The organism is Neobacillus vireti (assembly GCF_036962465.1).
GTDB lineage: Bacteria > Bacillota > Bacilli > Bacillales > Cytobacillaceae > Neobacillus > Neobacillus vireti_B.
The window spans coordinates 1-14,627 of sequence record NZ_JBALNF010000091.1 but is presented as its reverse complement, the minus strand read 5'-3'; the positions used below and the strand labels follow the sequence as shown (position 1 = coordinate 14,627).

At 39.5% G+C, this 14,627-nt stretch carries 14 protein-coding genes, 1 tRNA gene, 1 other RNA gene and 1 other annotated feature; of the genes, 11 read left to right on the top strand and 5 right to left on the bottom strand.

Features of this window, described 5'->3' with window-relative positions:
- Positions 1–54: 54 nt before the first annotated feature.
- Complete coding sequence (locus tag V7077_RS27135) at positions 55–993, bottom strand: YaaC family protein (RefSeq protein WP_335507757.1); 939 nt, start codon at positions 991–993, stop codon at positions 55–57.
- Positions 994–1,102: 109 nt separating this feature from the next.
- Between V7077_RS27135 and guaB the strand changes: the two genes are divergently transcribed.
- From guaB to V7077_RS27115, 4 genes are all read left to right on the top strand, one after another.
- Positions 1,103–2,572, top strand: coding sequence for an IMP dehydrogenase (gene guaB, locus V7077_RS27130; protein WP_335507755.1), 1,470 nt, complete (start codon positions 1,103–1,105; stop codon positions 2,570–2,572).
- A 219-nt stretch (positions 2,573–2,791) separates the two neighbouring features.
- Complete coding sequence (locus V7077_RS27125) at positions 2,792–4,108, top strand: serine hydrolase (protein ID WP_335507763.1); 1,317 nt, start codon at positions 2,792–2,794, stop codon at positions 4,106–4,108.
- 114 nt (positions 4,109–4,222) lie between these two features.
- Positions 4,223–4,441: a binding site (T-box leader), on the top strand.
- A gap of 153 nt (positions 4,442–4,594) precedes the next feature.
- Complete coding sequence (gene serS, locus V7077_RS27120; RefSeq protein ID WP_335507753.1) at positions 4,595–5,875, top strand: serine--tRNA ligase; 1,281 nt, start codon at positions 4,595–4,597, stop codon at positions 5,873–5,875.
- 117 nt (positions 5,876–5,992) lie between these two features.
- Positions 5,993–6,085 (top strand) — tRNA-Ser (locus tag V7077_RS27115).
- Between the two features lie 113 nt (positions 6,086–6,198).
- Here the strand turns inward: V7077_RS27115 and V7077_RS27110 are convergent.
- The 4 genes from V7077_RS27110 to V7077_RS27095 form a co-directional block, all read right to left on the bottom strand.
- Positions 6,199–6,894: a deoxynucleoside kinase gene (locus tag V7077_RS27110; protein WP_420489715.1), complete on the bottom strand. Its 696-nt coding sequence runs from the start codon at positions 6,892–6,894 to the stop codon at positions 6,199–6,201.
- Positions 6,894–7,559: a deoxynucleoside kinase gene (locus V7077_RS27105; RefSeq protein ID WP_335507749.1), complete on the bottom strand. Its 666-nt coding sequence runs from the start codon at positions 7,557–7,559 to the stop codon at positions 6,894–6,896. The genes V7077_RS27110 and V7077_RS27105 overlap by 1 nt, the downstream gene beginning before the upstream one ends.
- Positions 7,560–7,810: 251 nt before the next feature.
- On the bottom strand, positions 7,811–9,100 hold the full coding sequence (locus tag V7077_RS27100) for a glycoside hydrolase family 18 protein (protein ID WP_335507747.1): 1,290 nt from the start codon (positions 9,098–9,100) through the stop codon (positions 7,811–7,813).
- A gap of 31 nt (positions 9,101–9,131) precedes the next feature.
- Positions 9,132–9,707 carry an isochorismatase family cysteine hydrolase gene (locus V7077_RS27095; RefSeq protein WP_335507745.1) on the bottom strand — a complete coding sequence of 192 codons (576 nt, stop codon included), beginning with the start codon at positions 9,705–9,707 and terminating at the stop codon, positions 9,132–9,134.
- Between the two features lie 120 nt (positions 9,708–9,827).
- Between V7077_RS27095 and tadA the strand changes: the two genes are divergently transcribed.
- The 7 genes from tadA to V7077_RS27060 all read left to right on the top strand — a co-directional run bounded on the left by tadA (position 9,828) and on the right by V7077_RS27060 (position 14,202).
- Positions 9,828–10,340: a tRNA adenosine(34) deaminase TadA gene (gene tadA / locus V7077_RS27090; protein WP_335507759.1), complete on the top strand. Its 513-nt coding sequence runs from the start codon at positions 9,828–9,830 to the stop codon at positions 10,338–10,340.
- 92 nt (positions 10,341–10,432) lie between these two features.
- Positions 10,433–10,697, top strand: an RNA gene (ffs, locus tag V7077_RS27085) — signal recognition particle sRNA large type.
- Between the two features lie 131 nt (positions 10,698–10,828).
- Entirely contained in the window at positions 10,829–12,523 is a 1,695-nt protein-coding gene (gene dnaX, locus V7077_RS27080) for a DNA polymerase III subunit gamma/tau (RefSeq protein WP_335507743.1), read from the top strand.
- Between the two features lie 30 nt (positions 12,524–12,553).
- Positions 12,554–12,877, top strand: a complete 324-nt coding sequence (locus V7077_RS27075; protein WP_374110708.1) for a YbaB/EbfC family nucleoid-associated protein — start codon at positions 12,554–12,556, stop codon at positions 12,875–12,877.
- An 84-nt stretch (positions 12,878–12,961) separates the two neighbouring features.
- Positions 12,962–13,558: a recombination mediator RecR gene (gene recR, locus V7077_RS27070; RefSeq protein ID WP_098533749.1), complete on the top strand. Its 597-nt coding sequence runs from the start codon at positions 12,962–12,964 to the stop codon at positions 13,556–13,558.
- A gap of 76 nt (positions 13,559–13,634) precedes the next feature.
- Positions 13,635–13,853, top strand: a complete 219-nt coding sequence (locus tag V7077_RS27065) for a YaaL family protein (RefSeq protein WP_335507741.1) — start codon at positions 13,635–13,637, stop codon at positions 13,851–13,853.
- Between the two features lie 85 nt (positions 13,854–13,938).
- Positions 13,939–14,202, top strand: coding sequence for a pro-sigmaK processing inhibitor BofA family protein (locus tag V7077_RS27060; RefSeq protein WP_335507739.1), 264 nt, complete (start codon positions 13,939–13,941; stop codon positions 14,200–14,202).
- Positions 14,203–14,627 lie beyond the last annotated feature (425 nt).

Genomic DNA, 14,627 nt, shown 5'->3' with positions numbered 1-14,627 from the left:
GTAGGACGTTGCCAGGCATGTTAGGACAATCCGGAAGGATTGTCCTTTTGTGTTTCACCTCATAAGTAATTGAAAGATTAAAAATGGACCCTTTTTCATAGTGACCTCTAGAAAAGATTTAATAAATGGATAATCTTGGTTGGGCATCATTTTTGTTAACTCACTCCACCATTCAGTTTCATAACGGGCAATCATACTTAGGTTATATAATAAAAGATAATGAACAAGCAGTTCGGGAAAATGAATAAAACTTCCTTTAACGAGTGGGAGTGTGTAAGTACTGTTCTCTAAGTTATAGCATAATGGTGAGATTTCTGAAGAAAAGTTCTCATTGATATAAAAGGCAAGCTCCCCATTTATAAACTCCACACTATTTTTAAATTTTGAAGTGAAAAATTCCTTAAATCTGTTTTCTGTCATATGATAATGATCTAATACATAGTCAGGGATAATCAATTTATTATCCTGTTGTGTTAAATTTGCAAATGTCTTTTTTCCTTCAAGGATGGAGAATAAATCATTTAATTCAGGTATAAGCTGTAATAATTCTTCCATAATCGCTTTTTCCCCTTCTAATTGTTTCATGAGGAACAGTTTTTCTGACATAAAGGGAAAGAGACCGTTTTTTTGAAATTTTACCTCATCATGGAAGAAGAGATAATTTTGCTTTTTTCTTTTTCTAGTTGAAACACCATGCGCTAATACAGCGGTGGTTTCCGGATAGGAAGGATCTATAGTTAAGATACAAGCTTTAATTAAATGGACAAGTCCATAGAATAGTAAAATCGGCTTTAAAATCAGTGGCGACTTTTCTGCTTGATCATAATATATTTGCCCATGTTCGAGATAATAGAGAAAGGCATAGCCATTTTCATAGCTTTTTTGTTCTGGGTTACCGATATTTCGCTTTTGGTAGCAGGTTTTTAAATACCTTTGACAGTAGTCAGCAGAAAAAAAACAGGAAAAGCTTTCCCAACCTTTATAGTTTATCACTGAATTATCACCTTTTTCTGAAAAATCTATTAAATATTTATTCCTTGACAGTATTTTGTCCAATTGATAAAGTACAAATAATATTTTTTGTCCTGGAGGGCTGTTAAAAATGTGGGAAAATAAATTTGCAAAAGAAGGTTTAACGTTTGATGATGTACTGTTAATTCCGGGTAAATCAGAGATACTGCCCAAAGATGTCAATCTGCAAGTAGAATTATCGCCGAGTGTAAAGCTTAATATTCCAATTATCAGTGCTGGAATGGACACCGTAACAGAATCAGAAATGGCTATTTCAATTGCCCGCCAAGGCGGCTTAGGGATCATCCACAAGAATATGACTATTGAACAGCAGGCAGAACAAGTAGAAAAGGTCAAAAGATCGGAAAGCGGAGTTATAACTGATCCCTTTTTCCTAACTCCTGAACATCAAGTTTTTGATGCAGAGCATTTGATGGGTAAGTATCGAATTTCTGGTGTCCCGATTGTCAATAATATGCAGGACCAAAAACTTATTGGGATCATTACCAACCGTGACCTTCGTTTTATACAAGATCAAGATTATTCTTTTAAAATCTCGGATGTAATGACAAAAGAAAATCTTGTAACAGCCCCAGTCGGAACAACATTAAAAGAAGCCGAAAAAATACTTCAAAAGCATAAGATTGAAAAGCTTCCTCTAGTAAATGAAGACGGCGTATTAAAAGGTTTAATTACAATTAAAGACATCGAAAAAGTAATTGAATTCCCTAACTCCGCAAAAGACAGACAGGGTCGTCTGCTTGCTGGTGGAGCTGTAGGTGTAACAAAGGATACGATGAAGCGTGTTGAAGCTCTAGTAGCAGCAAATGTCGATGCTATTGTTATTGATACGGCTCATGGTCATTCTAAAGGCGTCCTTGACATGGTAAAGGAAATTAGAAGTGCATATCCTGACTTAACCATTATTGCTGGAAATGTCGCAACAGCTGAAGCAACAAAAGACTTAATTGAAGCAGGTGCCGATGTTGTAAAGGTTGGAATTGGGCCTGGATCTATTTGTACAACAAGAGTAGTAGCAGGGGTAGGAGTACCGCAAATAACTGCTGTCTATGATTGTGCAACTGAAGCAATGAAGCATGGGAAAACGATTATTGCTGATGGCGGGATTAAATACTCTGGAGATATCGTAAAGGCTTTGGCAGCGGGCGGAAATGCTGTCATGCTTGGAAGCTTATTGGCCGGAGTATCCGAGAGTCCTGGTGAGACAGAAATCTTCCAAGGACGCCGCTTTAAGGTGTACAGAGGAATGGGTTCAGTTGCAGCGATGGAAAAGGGATCAAAAGACCGTTATTTCCAAGAGGATAATAAAAAGTTTGTTCCTGAAGGAATTGAAGGACGGATTCCTTATAAGGGACCGTTAGCTGAGACAATTTACCAGCTTATTGGCGGCATACGGTCAGGTATGGGCTATTGCGGAACAAAGGATCTTCATGATTTAAGAACTAAAGCACAATTTATTAAGATGACAGGTGCCGGCCTGAAAGAAAGTCATCCTCACGATGTTCAAATTACCAAAGAAGCACCAAATTATTCGCTATAAATTATCTAAACAGAGAGGTTATCCTTCTCTGTTTTTATTATGAAAAAATTCCTAGTAAATTTTAAGAGAATTTTAATCATTTGCCAAAGAATGGTTCGATGCTCATTCTATGATTTACTAGGCAGGTATGATAAAATATTCAAAGTGTATAAATTCCTTGGAGGGCGTGTAATAGTGAACAAACATCTTTATCAAAAATATATTGCCAGTGCATTGGCAATGATTATGTTTTTTAGCGTTTTTGCTGGTGTACATAAGGCCCATGCAGAAGCAGCTTTAAATGTGAATGCAGATGGAGCCATTTTAGTAGATGGAAAAACAGGTAAAGTTCTATATGAAAAAAATGCTGATAGTGTACTAGGAATTGCTAGTATGACCAAAATGATGACTGAATATATCTTACTTGACTCAGTTAAAAAGGGAAAAGTTAAATGGGATCAAGAGTACAGGGTAAGTGATCTTGTCTATAAAATCTCTCAGCGCCGTGATCTTTCTAATGTACCACTACGGGCAGATGGCACCTATAAAGTGCGAGAATTATATGAAGCAATGGCGATTTACTCTGCTAATGCCGCAACCATTGCGCTTGCAGAAATTATGGGCGGTTCAGAAACAAACTTTGTAAAAATGATGAATGATAAAGCGAAAACCCTAGGCTTGAAGGATTATAAATTTGTCAACTCTACTGGTTTGAACAACCGAGACTACAATGGTGAGCAGCCAAAGGGAACAGGGGCTGAGGACGAAAACGTAATGTCATCCCGGGCTGTAGCCAAACTAGCCTTTCACTTAATTAATGATTTTCCTGATGTGTTAAAAACAGCCAGCACACCTAAGAAGGTTTTCCGTGAAGGAACAGATGATCAAATTAATATGATTAACTGGAACTGGATGCTTCCATCACTAGATTATGGTTACCAAGGAATGGACGGGCTTAAAACGGGGACTACTGACTTTGCAGGCTATTGCTTTACCGGAACAGCCAGCCGTGATGGCAAGCGATTTATTACTGTTGTGCAGAATGCAAAGGATGCCACTGGACAACAAGGTGGATATAAAGCCCGCTTTGAAGAAACTAGAAAAATGATGGATTATGCATTCAGTAACTATACGAATGTAAAACTTGTTCCAAAACACTACCAAGTAAAAGGACAGAAAACATTACCAGTCCTTAAAGGGAAAGACGATCAAGTTAAGATTTACACTAAATCGGCCATTAATATGATTGTTCTTAATGGTGAAGAGAAAAACTATCAACCGGTTCTTGTTTTAGATAAAAATAAAGTTAACAAAAAGGGTGAATTGACCGCACCGATTAAAAAAGGTGAAAAAATCGGTTATATAACCTTAAAACCGAAGAATAACGAAAAAGTTAGCTTCTTAACTTCTGAGGGACAGCAGAAAGCACAAGCGGATGTTGTGGCTGCTCAGGATGTTGAAAAAGCCAACTGGTTTGTCTTAATGATGCGAGGCATTGGGAATTTCTTCGGAGATGTATTTCATGGGATCGGTACAACCATAAAAGGTTGGTTTTAGCATTTAACAGCTTACCTTGGCGAAATGGTAAAGGAAGCAAAAAAACAAACAATTTGTTTAATTCGGTTGCATTTGGTTCATAATTATAGTAAATTATAAAACAAATCAATAATGAAAAAAGCAATGAGAGGAACTAGTAACAAGTGCCTCACACTCAAGAGAGCCGGTGTCTGGTGTAAACCGGTGTGTGACCCTTGCGAATCCCTCCTCGAGCAGGGTACAGAACACTTATTCGGTAAGTAAGTACTTTCGGTAAAAACCGTTACATTTTCTCGAGGTGGGCAGCCTATGCTGTCAACCAGGGTGGTATCGCGACTAACTCTCGTCCCTGTATTTGGGGCGGGAGTTTTTTTATTTGGCTCAGCCGCTGGAGCTGAATAGTTTTTCAATTAAAAGGCTGTTTTAAATGTTATTGTTGATTATTTGTATGTTGATTGGAGCGGAAATCAACTTAACACAGCCAATTAAAAAAGGGAGTGTCGACAGATGTTAGATATCAAAGTATTAAGAGCAAACTTTGCTGAAGTAAAAGAAAAGCTTCAGCATCGCGGTGAGGATTTAACTGATTTAGGCCGATTTGAGGATTTAGATGTAAAAAGACGCGAGCTAATCGTTGAAACAGAAAAATTAAAAAGCCGAAAAAATGAAGTTTCACAGCAAGTGGCAGCCTTAAAGCGTGAAAAAAAAGATGCCGATCATTTGATTACGGAGATGCGTGAAGTTGGCGACCAAATAAAAGTCCTAGATGATGAACTCCGTGGTGTGGAAGAGACATTAGAGCTGTTGCTGCTAAGTATTCCAAATATTCCACATGAAAGTGTTCCGATTGGAGAAACTGAGGATGATAATGTTGAAATCAGAAAATGGGGCCAAGTACGAGAATTTGACTTTGAAGCAAAGCCGCACTGGGACGTAGCAGACGAACTAGGGATCCTTGACTTCGAACGGGCGGGAAAGGTGACTGGCAGCCGTTTTGTCTTTTATAAGGGGCTTGGAGCTCGCTTAGAACGGGCCTTAATCAGCTTCATGCTAGACCTTCATGTTGATGAGCATGGCTACACAGAAATATTGCCGCCTTACTTAGTGAATCGAACAAGTATGACAGGAACAGGGCAGCTGCCAAAGTTTGAAGAGGATGCTTTCTTAATTGAAAATGAAGATTATTTCCTCATTCCAACTGCTGAAGTGCCTGTTACCAACTATCACCGTGATGAAATTCTAAGTGGTGAAGAACTGCCAATTCGCTTTGCTGCTTATAGTGCTTGTTTCCGTTCTGAAGCAGGTTCTGCAGGACGCGATACAAGAGGATTAATCCGTCAGCATCAATTTAATAAGGTTGAGCTTGTAAAGTTTGTGAAACCGGAAGATTCTTATGAGGAGCTAGAAAAGCTGACCCATGATGCAGAGCGTGTGTTGCAGCTGCTTGAACTGCCATACCGCGTGTTAAGCATGTGTACAGGGGACCTTGGCTTTACCGCAGCAAAAAAGTACGATATTGAAGTATGGATACCAAGTTACGGAACATACCGTGAGATTTCTTCTTGCAGTAACTTTGAGGCCTTCCAGGCAAGACGGGCTAATATCCGCTTCCGTCGTGATCCAAAAGCAAAGCCGGAGCATGTTCATACCCTAAACGGATCTGGTCTTGCAATTGGCCGCACGGTCGCTGCAATTCTAGAAAATTATCAGCAAGAGGACGGAAGTGTCATCATCCCAACGGCTTTACGACCATATATGGGCAATCGTGAAGTCATTACACCTTTGTAAAACTCAAAATGAATCGTATGTAAAAGATTTTTTCGGGCAAGCTAAATTTGCCCGGAAAAATCAGTTATTCTATTTGACATAGTGATATATATATGGTAAATTATCTTTTGTCGATACGGAGGAATACCCAAGTCCGGCTGAAGGGATCGGTCTTGAAAACCGACAGGCGGGTTAAACCGCGCGGGGGTTCGAATCCCTCTTCCTCCGCCATCATTTTAAAACAACTACGCGCATAAAAACTGGAGATAAAAATTCGCTGCAATTTACTTGCAGCGAATTTTTTTTTGCCTAATCCTAAAAATAGAAAAAAGCACAGATCGGAGTTACCCAATCTGTGCTTTTTCTATTTTTAATATTTCATTTAGTTTCTGTTCTACAGCAGTACAAACCTTCAAGGCATCTACTTTACTTTTAACAACGTCTGTATGATCCATATCAATTACAAGAATTTCACTGGCTGCATACTGATTCATGACCCATTCGTCGTAACCCTTCCACACTTCAAAATAGTACTCTTTTAGTTCCGGGTTAATTTCAAAGCTTCTGCCTCGCGCCATAATCCGATCAATCACGGTATCAAATGACCCCTTTAAGTAAACCATTAAATCCGGTGCTTTTTTAGGAAGTTCATTTAATTCTTCCATCATATTATCAACAAGATCTTCATATATTTTGAATTCCAGGTCTGAAATTCGGCCTAAGTTTTTATTTACATATGCAAAATACCAATCTTCATAAATTGACCGGTCTTGAATGGTATAGACTGGTTCGCGCCAATTAATACATTCTTTAACCGTTTTAAAGCGTTTATTTAAAAAGAATAACTGCAGGAGGAAAGGAATTCTTCTAGCATCTAATTCCTCTGGAGTTAGTTCATAGTAAAGGGGAAGAATAGGATTATCATCTACCGTTTCATAAAAGACCTTACTCTCAATTCCTTTAGTTTTAAAGTGGGCATTTAATGTATCCGCCACACTTGTTTTTCCAAGACCAATCATACCACCAATAACGATACTCACTAACATCCCCCGTTCAATATTATGTTGTTTGCCCAGCTGTTTTCTTGTAAGGAAGTAGATAACTTTTGAAAAATATAATGTAAATCCTGTTCATTCTGTACAAAATCCAACTCATCACCGCTAAAGCGAAGAACGGGAATCTCAGGATGTTCCTTTTCAAAAGCAGTTATCGTATTTTCATAGTCAAGAGAGAGCTGTTCTAAATATAAAGGGCTAATATTTTTCTCTACTTCGCGCCCTCTTTTTTTAATTCGTTTCAAAAGTGTATCGAGGCTTGCGTTTAGATAAATAATGACGTTCGGCTTCGGCATATCTTCTGTTAGAATTTGATAAATCTTTAAGTACTTTTGATACTCTTCATTATTTAAAGTCCGCTCGGCAAAGATCAGATTCTTTAAAATATGATAGTCTGCCACCACAGACCTTTTTTGACTTAAAAAAAGGGAATTGATATCTCCTAATTGCTTATAGCGATTACAGAGAAAGAACATTTCTGTTTGAAAACTCCACTCCTCTATATTTTCGTAGAATTTCCCTAAAAATGGATTTTCATCAACAATCTCTTTTAATAAAGCAAAATTGAACTTCTCTGAAATGGCTTTTGCGAGAGATGTTTTTCCTACACCAATCGGCCCTTCAACGGTAATAAAGGGTGTATCCCCCATTGCAAGTCCTCCTTCTCCAACTGCCCGTACATCTATGATATCTTATGATAAGTTTTCTCTAACTTATCTTAGTACATGTGGTTATACGTTCTCTAAATGATGACGCAAAGAATATTTTATCATAATCTGTCGTAGGAAGGGATATGGAATATTTACAAGCTATATGTATTATGTCAAATAGATGAAAAAACTGCCGAATAGCGGCAGTTTTTGTAGAATGGTAATTTTTATATTCCTGTTAAGAGGCTTTTTTACGAACCCCGTTTTGTTACAGTGAAATTATCTACAATTAGCAGCCAGTTCTGTGGGAAGGCTAAACCCAGTTTCCAATAGCTCATTCCTCTAAGGTTAAGCTCTTTGATTAAATCAAACTTTGCCTGGATGGAGCGGGCATCTTCAAACCAAACCTCATGCTGTTTGCCATCGGCAGCAGTATACCGAAAATGCGGAGCTTGTGCTCTTGTATCATATTCGATCGGGACATTATGTGTTGCAGCAAGCTGAATAGCCTGCTGGGGGCTCACTGCTTTTGCAATAGTTCCTTGGACGAAGGGAAGCGTCCAGTCATAGCCATAAAGGTTCTGCCCCATTAAAATCTTATTTGAAGGCATTTCAGTAATAGCGTATTCAAGAACTTTTCTGACCTGCTCAATTGGGGATACAGCCATGGCAGGTCCGCCGCTGTATCCCCATTCATAGGTCATAATGACGACGAAATCTGAGATTTCCCCATGAGCTCGATAGTCGTGGCCCTCATACCATTTTCCTTTTTGAGTAGCACTTGTTTTAGGGGCAAGGGCGGTAGACATGAGCCAGCCCTCCCTGCTAAATCTTTGTTTAGCCTTTCGTAAAAAGTTGTTGTAGGCTTCCCTGTCGGCTGGCCGTAAAAACTCAAAATCGAAATGAATGTCACGGAAGCCATATCTTTTCGCTGTTGCCACAATATTATTAAGGAATCGATCCTGAATCGCAGGATCGTTTAGTAAAATACGGCCAAGTTCATCACTAAACTGATCATTCTCCTGATTGTTAATGACCATCATTAAAACGTTTCGATTGGCTCTGGCAATCGCTGGAAAATTATTTAGTAAGGGCTCTTTTAAAGTTCCGTCGCGTCGTGCCTGGAAGCTAAAAGGGGCTAAATAGGTTAGATATGGTGCGGCTTCGCGGGCGCTATTTTCTAAAACAGGGGCAACAGTGGTACCGCGCGGTTCAACATAGGCATTGAATTCAGCATTTCTCTTGGCTCCTTGGGGAATATAGAGACGAAAACCAACATTTAAAGGCTGATTGATATTTATACGGTTCACGCTTGCCAATTGTTGCGGAGAAACGCCGAACTTACGACCTATTGAATAAAGCGAATCTCCAGATTGAACGAAGTAAAAATGGCCGATAATGGGAATAACAATGGATTGTCCAATGACAAGATTATTTGGGTTTGGCAGATCATTTGCTTCAACGATATCTTGAACAGTTGTATGATAAGTCCTTGCAATCGTTGTTAAACTTTCATTCCTTTTTATAACATGGATTTGCATCCTTATCCCTCCCTAAAAACATACGCTACAGCTATTCTATGAGGGAGGGCGGGTTTACATGATACACTTTTGGTAAATCCTGCGAGGATTTAATTTCAGCCTTTAAAACATTTTTCATCATCGTTAACGCATATTGGTTATCTTGATCATCTGTCGAGGCAATACAATTGTTAGGGATATAAAGCTTGTATTCACGCATATAGGCATCGTTTGCTGTAAATAGAACACAGATATTGCCCGCAATGCCTGTTATAATAAGGGTATTTACTTTAAGCTGATGCAGTAAGGTATTTAGGGCAGTTCCGTAAAAGGCAGAGTGTTTCGGCTTTATTAAAAAATAATCCTTCTTATCCGGCAGCACTTTATCGTAGATAGGCTCACTATATTGATTTCGGCAATGTTCGATAATGGTATGGTAATCTGCTTGCCATAAATTATAATGATCGTTAATAAAGACAACGGGGAGCTGCTGTTGATTAAATTGATCCTTTAATTCTTTAATGGGCCCGGCAATCTCCAGTGCTTTTTGGGCGAAAACCTGGCCATGGATAAAATCAAAGTTATTGATCATATCAATGATTAACAGGGCAGGACGTTCAAGATTCAAACTGTCTCCCTCCTTTTCATATATTTTGGAATAGTAAAGAGGTTTTTATCCTGTGTTCTTCCACTAATAGGGGATTTTAAACAGGTAATACTAAAAAAATCAGGTGATAATTTGATAGATATCGTAGAAGCTCAAGATGAATATTTTATGAAGGAAGCAATTAAGGAAGCAAGAAAAGCGGAAGAATTAAATGAAGTACCCATTGGCGCAGTGCTGGTAATGAATAATGAAATTATTTCCCGGGCTCATAATTTAAGAGAACTTGAGCAAAATGCAATCGCTCATGCTGAACTGCTTGCGATTGACAAAGCCTGCAGAAAAACCGGGTCTTGGCGATTAGAAGATTCCACTCTCTATGTCACCCTGGAGCCATGTCCTATGTGTGCCGGTGCGATTATTTTATCAAGAGTGAAAAGGGTAGTATACGGGGCAGGTGATCCTAAAGGAGGATGTGCTGGGACTCTCATGAATCTGTTACAGGATGAGCGCTTTAATCATCAATGCGAAATTACTAAGGGTGTATTAGAGTCTGATTGCGGGAATATGCTCTCTGAATTTTTTCGAAGCATTAGAAATAGAAAAAAGCTTGAAAAGCAAATGAAGAAAAATCGAGCCCTGAATGATTTACAGTAATTTACAAGGTGATTAAGATTGCTTTTTTTCGTAAGAAGTTGTATATTTAAAAGGCGTCACATACGACGCATTAATATTAGGTATCAATTTTGCCGTGCTAGGTGGGGAGGCAGCGGTGCCCTGTACCCGCAATCCGCTCTAGCGGGACTGAATCCCTTCCCGAGGCTTATGGCCTGTAGGGTCTGCCTTAAGTAAGTGGTGTTGACGCCCGGGTCCTGCGCAATGGGAATCCATGAACCATGTCAGGTCCGGAAGGAAGCAGCATTAAGTGGACGCTCCCATGTGCCGCAGGGTTGCCTGGGCCGAGCTAACTGCTTAAGTAACGCTTATGGGCGTAAGTCGACGGAAGGTGCACGGCAGTACATATAACATGCATGAATAAACTCATCTCAATTTGGGGTGAGTTTTTTTACATACATTTTGGAAAATGGGAGTTAAATAAGCTATAATGGATAGGATGATAAAAAATTTGAAGGGGGCGGTGTCCATTGGCATATCAAGCTTTATATCGTGTTTGGCGGCCGCAGGTCTTTATTGATGTAGTAGGACAAGAACATGTAACCAAGACATTGCAGAACGCCCTGCTTCAACAAAAAACTTCACATGCCTATCTTTTTTCTGGTCCAAGAGGAACAGGGAAAACAAGTGCGGCTAAAATATTAGCAAAGTCGATTAATTGTGAGCATGCACCAGTTTCAGAGCCGTGTAATGAATGTGCAGCATGCCGCGGCATCACCAATGGCACCATTCCAGATGTATTAGAATTTGATGCTGCCTCTAATTCTCGTGTAGAGGAAATGAGGGATGTTCTTGATAAGGTGAAATTTGCCCCAACTGCTGTAAACTACAAGGTTTATATCATTGATGAAGTGCATATGCTTTCGATTAGTGCTTTTAATGCTTTGTTAAAGACGCTGGAGGAACCGCCAAAGCATGTCATTTTTATTCTAGCAACAACGGAACCTCATAAAATTCCGTTAACGATTATTTCAAGATGTCAGCGGTTTGACTTTAGGCGCATTACTGCTGGATCAATCGTGAACCGGATGAAATTAATCGTGGAAGAAACAGGCGTGAACTGTGATGAAACGGCGTTGCAAATGATTGCCCGTGCAGCTGAGGGTGGTATGCGTGATGCTTTAAGTCTGTTGGACCAAGCTATTTCCTATAGCCAAGACCGAGTCACACTGGAAGATGCCTTAACCGTAACAGGGTCTGTATCACAAGGATTCCTGAATAAATTAGCCCAGGCCTTTCAGGAAGGGGACGTGTCCAGAGGTTTAGAGGCGCTCGATGAACTTCTATTCCATGGGAAAGATCCAGCAAGATTTATTGAGGACTTAATATTATTTTATCGGGATATGCTGCTTTATAAAACAGCTCCTAATTTAGAAGAGTCACTTGAAAGAGTGATGCTGGATGAGGATTTTCGACAATTGGCTGAAACCATTCAAGTGGAACAAATTTATCAGCTGATTGATTTATTAAATAAAACACAGCAGGAAATGCGTTGGACCAATCATCCCCGAATCTTTTTGGAGGTAGCGGTGGTAAAGCTCTGTCAATCGGAAGTGAAACCATCCGTCTCTGCTGATTCTGCGCCTATTGGACATTTACTAGCCAGAATCGATCAACTTGAGATGGAGCTGCAACACTTAAAAGAAAATGGGGTTGTACCAGCTGGCCATGATGCAGCACCACAACAGCAAAAGCAGGTACAGAAATCCTCGAAAAAGGTTTTTCAGCCGCCGGTAGGAAAAATCAATGAAGTTTTAAAACTGGCAACAAAGAATGATTTAAATTTAATTAAAGCGAATTGGGGAGAAATGCGTTCGAGTTTGTTAAAATCGCAGGCGGCGTTATTAAATGATGCTGAACCGATTGCTGCCTCTTCTGCCGCTTTTATTATAAAGTTTAAGCATGAAATGATTTGCCAAATGGCAATGAACCGCACCGATTTCCTTGAAGCTGTAACATCCTCGCTTTTAAAATTAACTGGAAAAAGGCTTCAGCTTTTAGGTGTTCCTGAAGATCAATGGATGCCGATTCGCGAAAGCTTTTTGAACACTCAGCATAGTGAAGATGGAACAAGTATAGGCGGTGAATCTGTCAAGGAAGAGGAACCGCATATAGCAGAAGCAAAGAAATTATTTGGTGCTGATTTTGTAGAAATTATTGACTAATAAATAATTAATTAAATGGAGGTTAGGAATATGATGCGTGGTGGAGGAATGGGTAACATGCAAAATATGATGAAACAAATGCAAAAAATGCAAAAGAAAATGGCGGAGGCTCAAGAAGAGCTAGGCCAGCAAAAAATTGAGGGTACTGCCGGCGGAGGCATGGTAACTGTTATTGTGACAGGACATAAAGAAGTAGTAGATGTGCAAATTAAACCTGAAGCCGTAGACCCTGATGATGTAGAAATGCTTCAAGATCTAGTACTTGCAGCTGTTAATGATGCCCTTAAAAAGGCAGAAGAATTAACAAACAATACTATGGGGCAATTTACTAAAGGAATGAACTTACCATTTTAAATAAACACTAGCTGGGGTGCATAGACACTCGGGGTTCACGCTCCGGGGTCGGGCACCCCTGCTTTTCTGAAGGAGAAAAATGACATGCACTATCCAGAACCCATATCAAAGCTGATTGACAGCTTTATGAAGCTGCCTGGGATTGGCCCGAAAACGGCGGCCCGTCTTGCTTTTCATGTCTTGAACATGAAAGAAGACACGGTGCTCGATTTTGCAAAGGCACTTGTCAATGCGAAACGTAATCTTACCTATTGCTCCGTCTGTGGTCATATTACCGATCAAGATCCATGTTATATCTGTGAAGACCAGCGCAGGGATAAAAGCATTATTTGTGTCGTTCAAGATCCAAAGGATGTTATTGCAATGGAAAAGATGAAGGAATTCAACGGATTATATCATGTCTTGCACGGGGCCATTTCACCAATGGACGGAATTGGGCCAGAAGATATAAATATTCCTGATTTGTTGAAACGGCTTCAAGATGAAACGGTTCAAGAAGTAATTCTTGCCACAAATCCAAATATTGAGGGAGAAGCAACAGCTATGTACATCTCCCGTTTATTAAAACCATCGGGTATTAAGACCACAAGGATTGCTCATGGACTACCTGTCGGCGGGGACCTAGAGTATGCAGATGAGGTAACCTTATCTAAAGCGCTCGAAGGAAGACGTGAATTGTAACCATAAATAAGTGAACGGCGAATGTAATGACTAAGTTACAGAATTTAGCCAGTCACGATTACCGGAGGAGTAACACATGTTTTTTCAGCGCAAAGGGCGGCTGCGAAAAGAATATGATGAAAAGCTGCTAGCACAATTAAACCGATATAAAATAAATTGGCAGCAGGAAAAGCTGCTTTTAGAAAAAAGCTTTGATCCTTCGGAAGAAGTGATTTGTCAAACTAAAATAGCTGAGGCTAAATATATCTTTCTATTAAGAGAAGCAAAACAGCGTAATGTAACAATCCTTAAATAAATCAGTAGTTCACTCCCTATGGTCTATACTTAACAACTTGTACATATGTTGTAAGTAAAAAGACCTTAAAGGGGGAAAGCATGAATTGGAACCAATTGTTGTGATTTCTATTTTAGGCGGGCTTATTATTTTATTATTATTTTCAGGTGCGCCGGTTAAGCCTGTAAGATTTGTCGGACAGGCAGCTGTGAAATTTTTAATAGGAGCGTTGTTTTTATTTTTCTTGAATGTGGCCGGCAATCGATACGGAATTCATGTCCCGATTAATTTTGCCACTTCTGCTGTCTCAGGATTTCTTGGTATACCCGGATTAGTGGCGTTAGTTGCGATCCAACATTGGGTTTTATAGAAAGGCTGTGTTAATCTTGAATGTTGATTTCCGCCCCGTACTCCCGCAGGACTTTGAAATTGCGTCCTCGAATCCGCCCACGCACGAAGGAAATGCGATAGCATTTTCGAGGAGTCTTCGCCGCCTTCCGCTCCAATCAACGTGCTAAAAATCAACAACAATAACCTTTAACACAGCTTATATAAAAAAACCGCTGAAAACAGCGGTTTTTTATATCTATAGAGAGAATGAACAGAAAACAACTAATCTAGAAAAAGTAATAACTATTTGCTTGACGGATTAACTCCGATGCTGTAGTATATTAAAAGTCGTCACCAAGACGTCGTCTTAAAAAATAAAGTTGTTGACTTTAAGTTGATAACTTGTTATTATTATAAAGTCGCTTTTGAGCGATGTGTTGAATTGCTCTTTGAAAACTAAACAAA

Bases quoted from the DNA above. Each gene is read 5' to 3' on its own strand.
- guaB (WP_335507755.1), top strand. From the start codon at position 1,103: ATGTGGGAAAATAAATTTGCAAAAGAAGGTTTAACGTTTGATGATGTA.
- V7077_RS27125 (WP_335507763.1), top strand. From the start codon at position 2,792: ATGATTATGTTTTTTAGCGTTTTTGCTGGTGTACATAAGGCCCATGCA.
- recR (WP_098533749.1), top strand. From the start codon at position 12,962: ATGCACTATCCAGAACCCATATCAAAGCTGATTGACAGCTTTATGAAG.
- V7077_RS27065 (WP_335507741.1), top strand. From the start codon at position 13,635: ATGTTTTTTCAGCGCAAAGGGCGGCTGCGAAAAGAATATGATGAAAAG.
- V7077_RS27105 (WP_335507749.1), bottom strand. From the start codon at position 7,559: ATGGGGGATACACCCTTTATTACCGTTGAAGGGCCGATTGGTGTAGGA.
- serS (WP_335507753.1), top strand. From the start codon at position 4,595: ATGTTAGATATCAAAGTATTAAGAGCAAACTTTGCTGAAGTAAAAGAA.
- V7077_RS27075 (WP_374110708.1), top strand. From the start codon at position 12,554: ATGATGCGTGGTGGAGGAATGGGTAACATGCAAAATATGATGAAACAA.
- V7077_RS27100 (WP_335507747.1), bottom strand. From the start codon at position 9,100: ATGCAAATCCATGTTATAAAAAGGAATGAAAGTTTAACAACGATTGCA.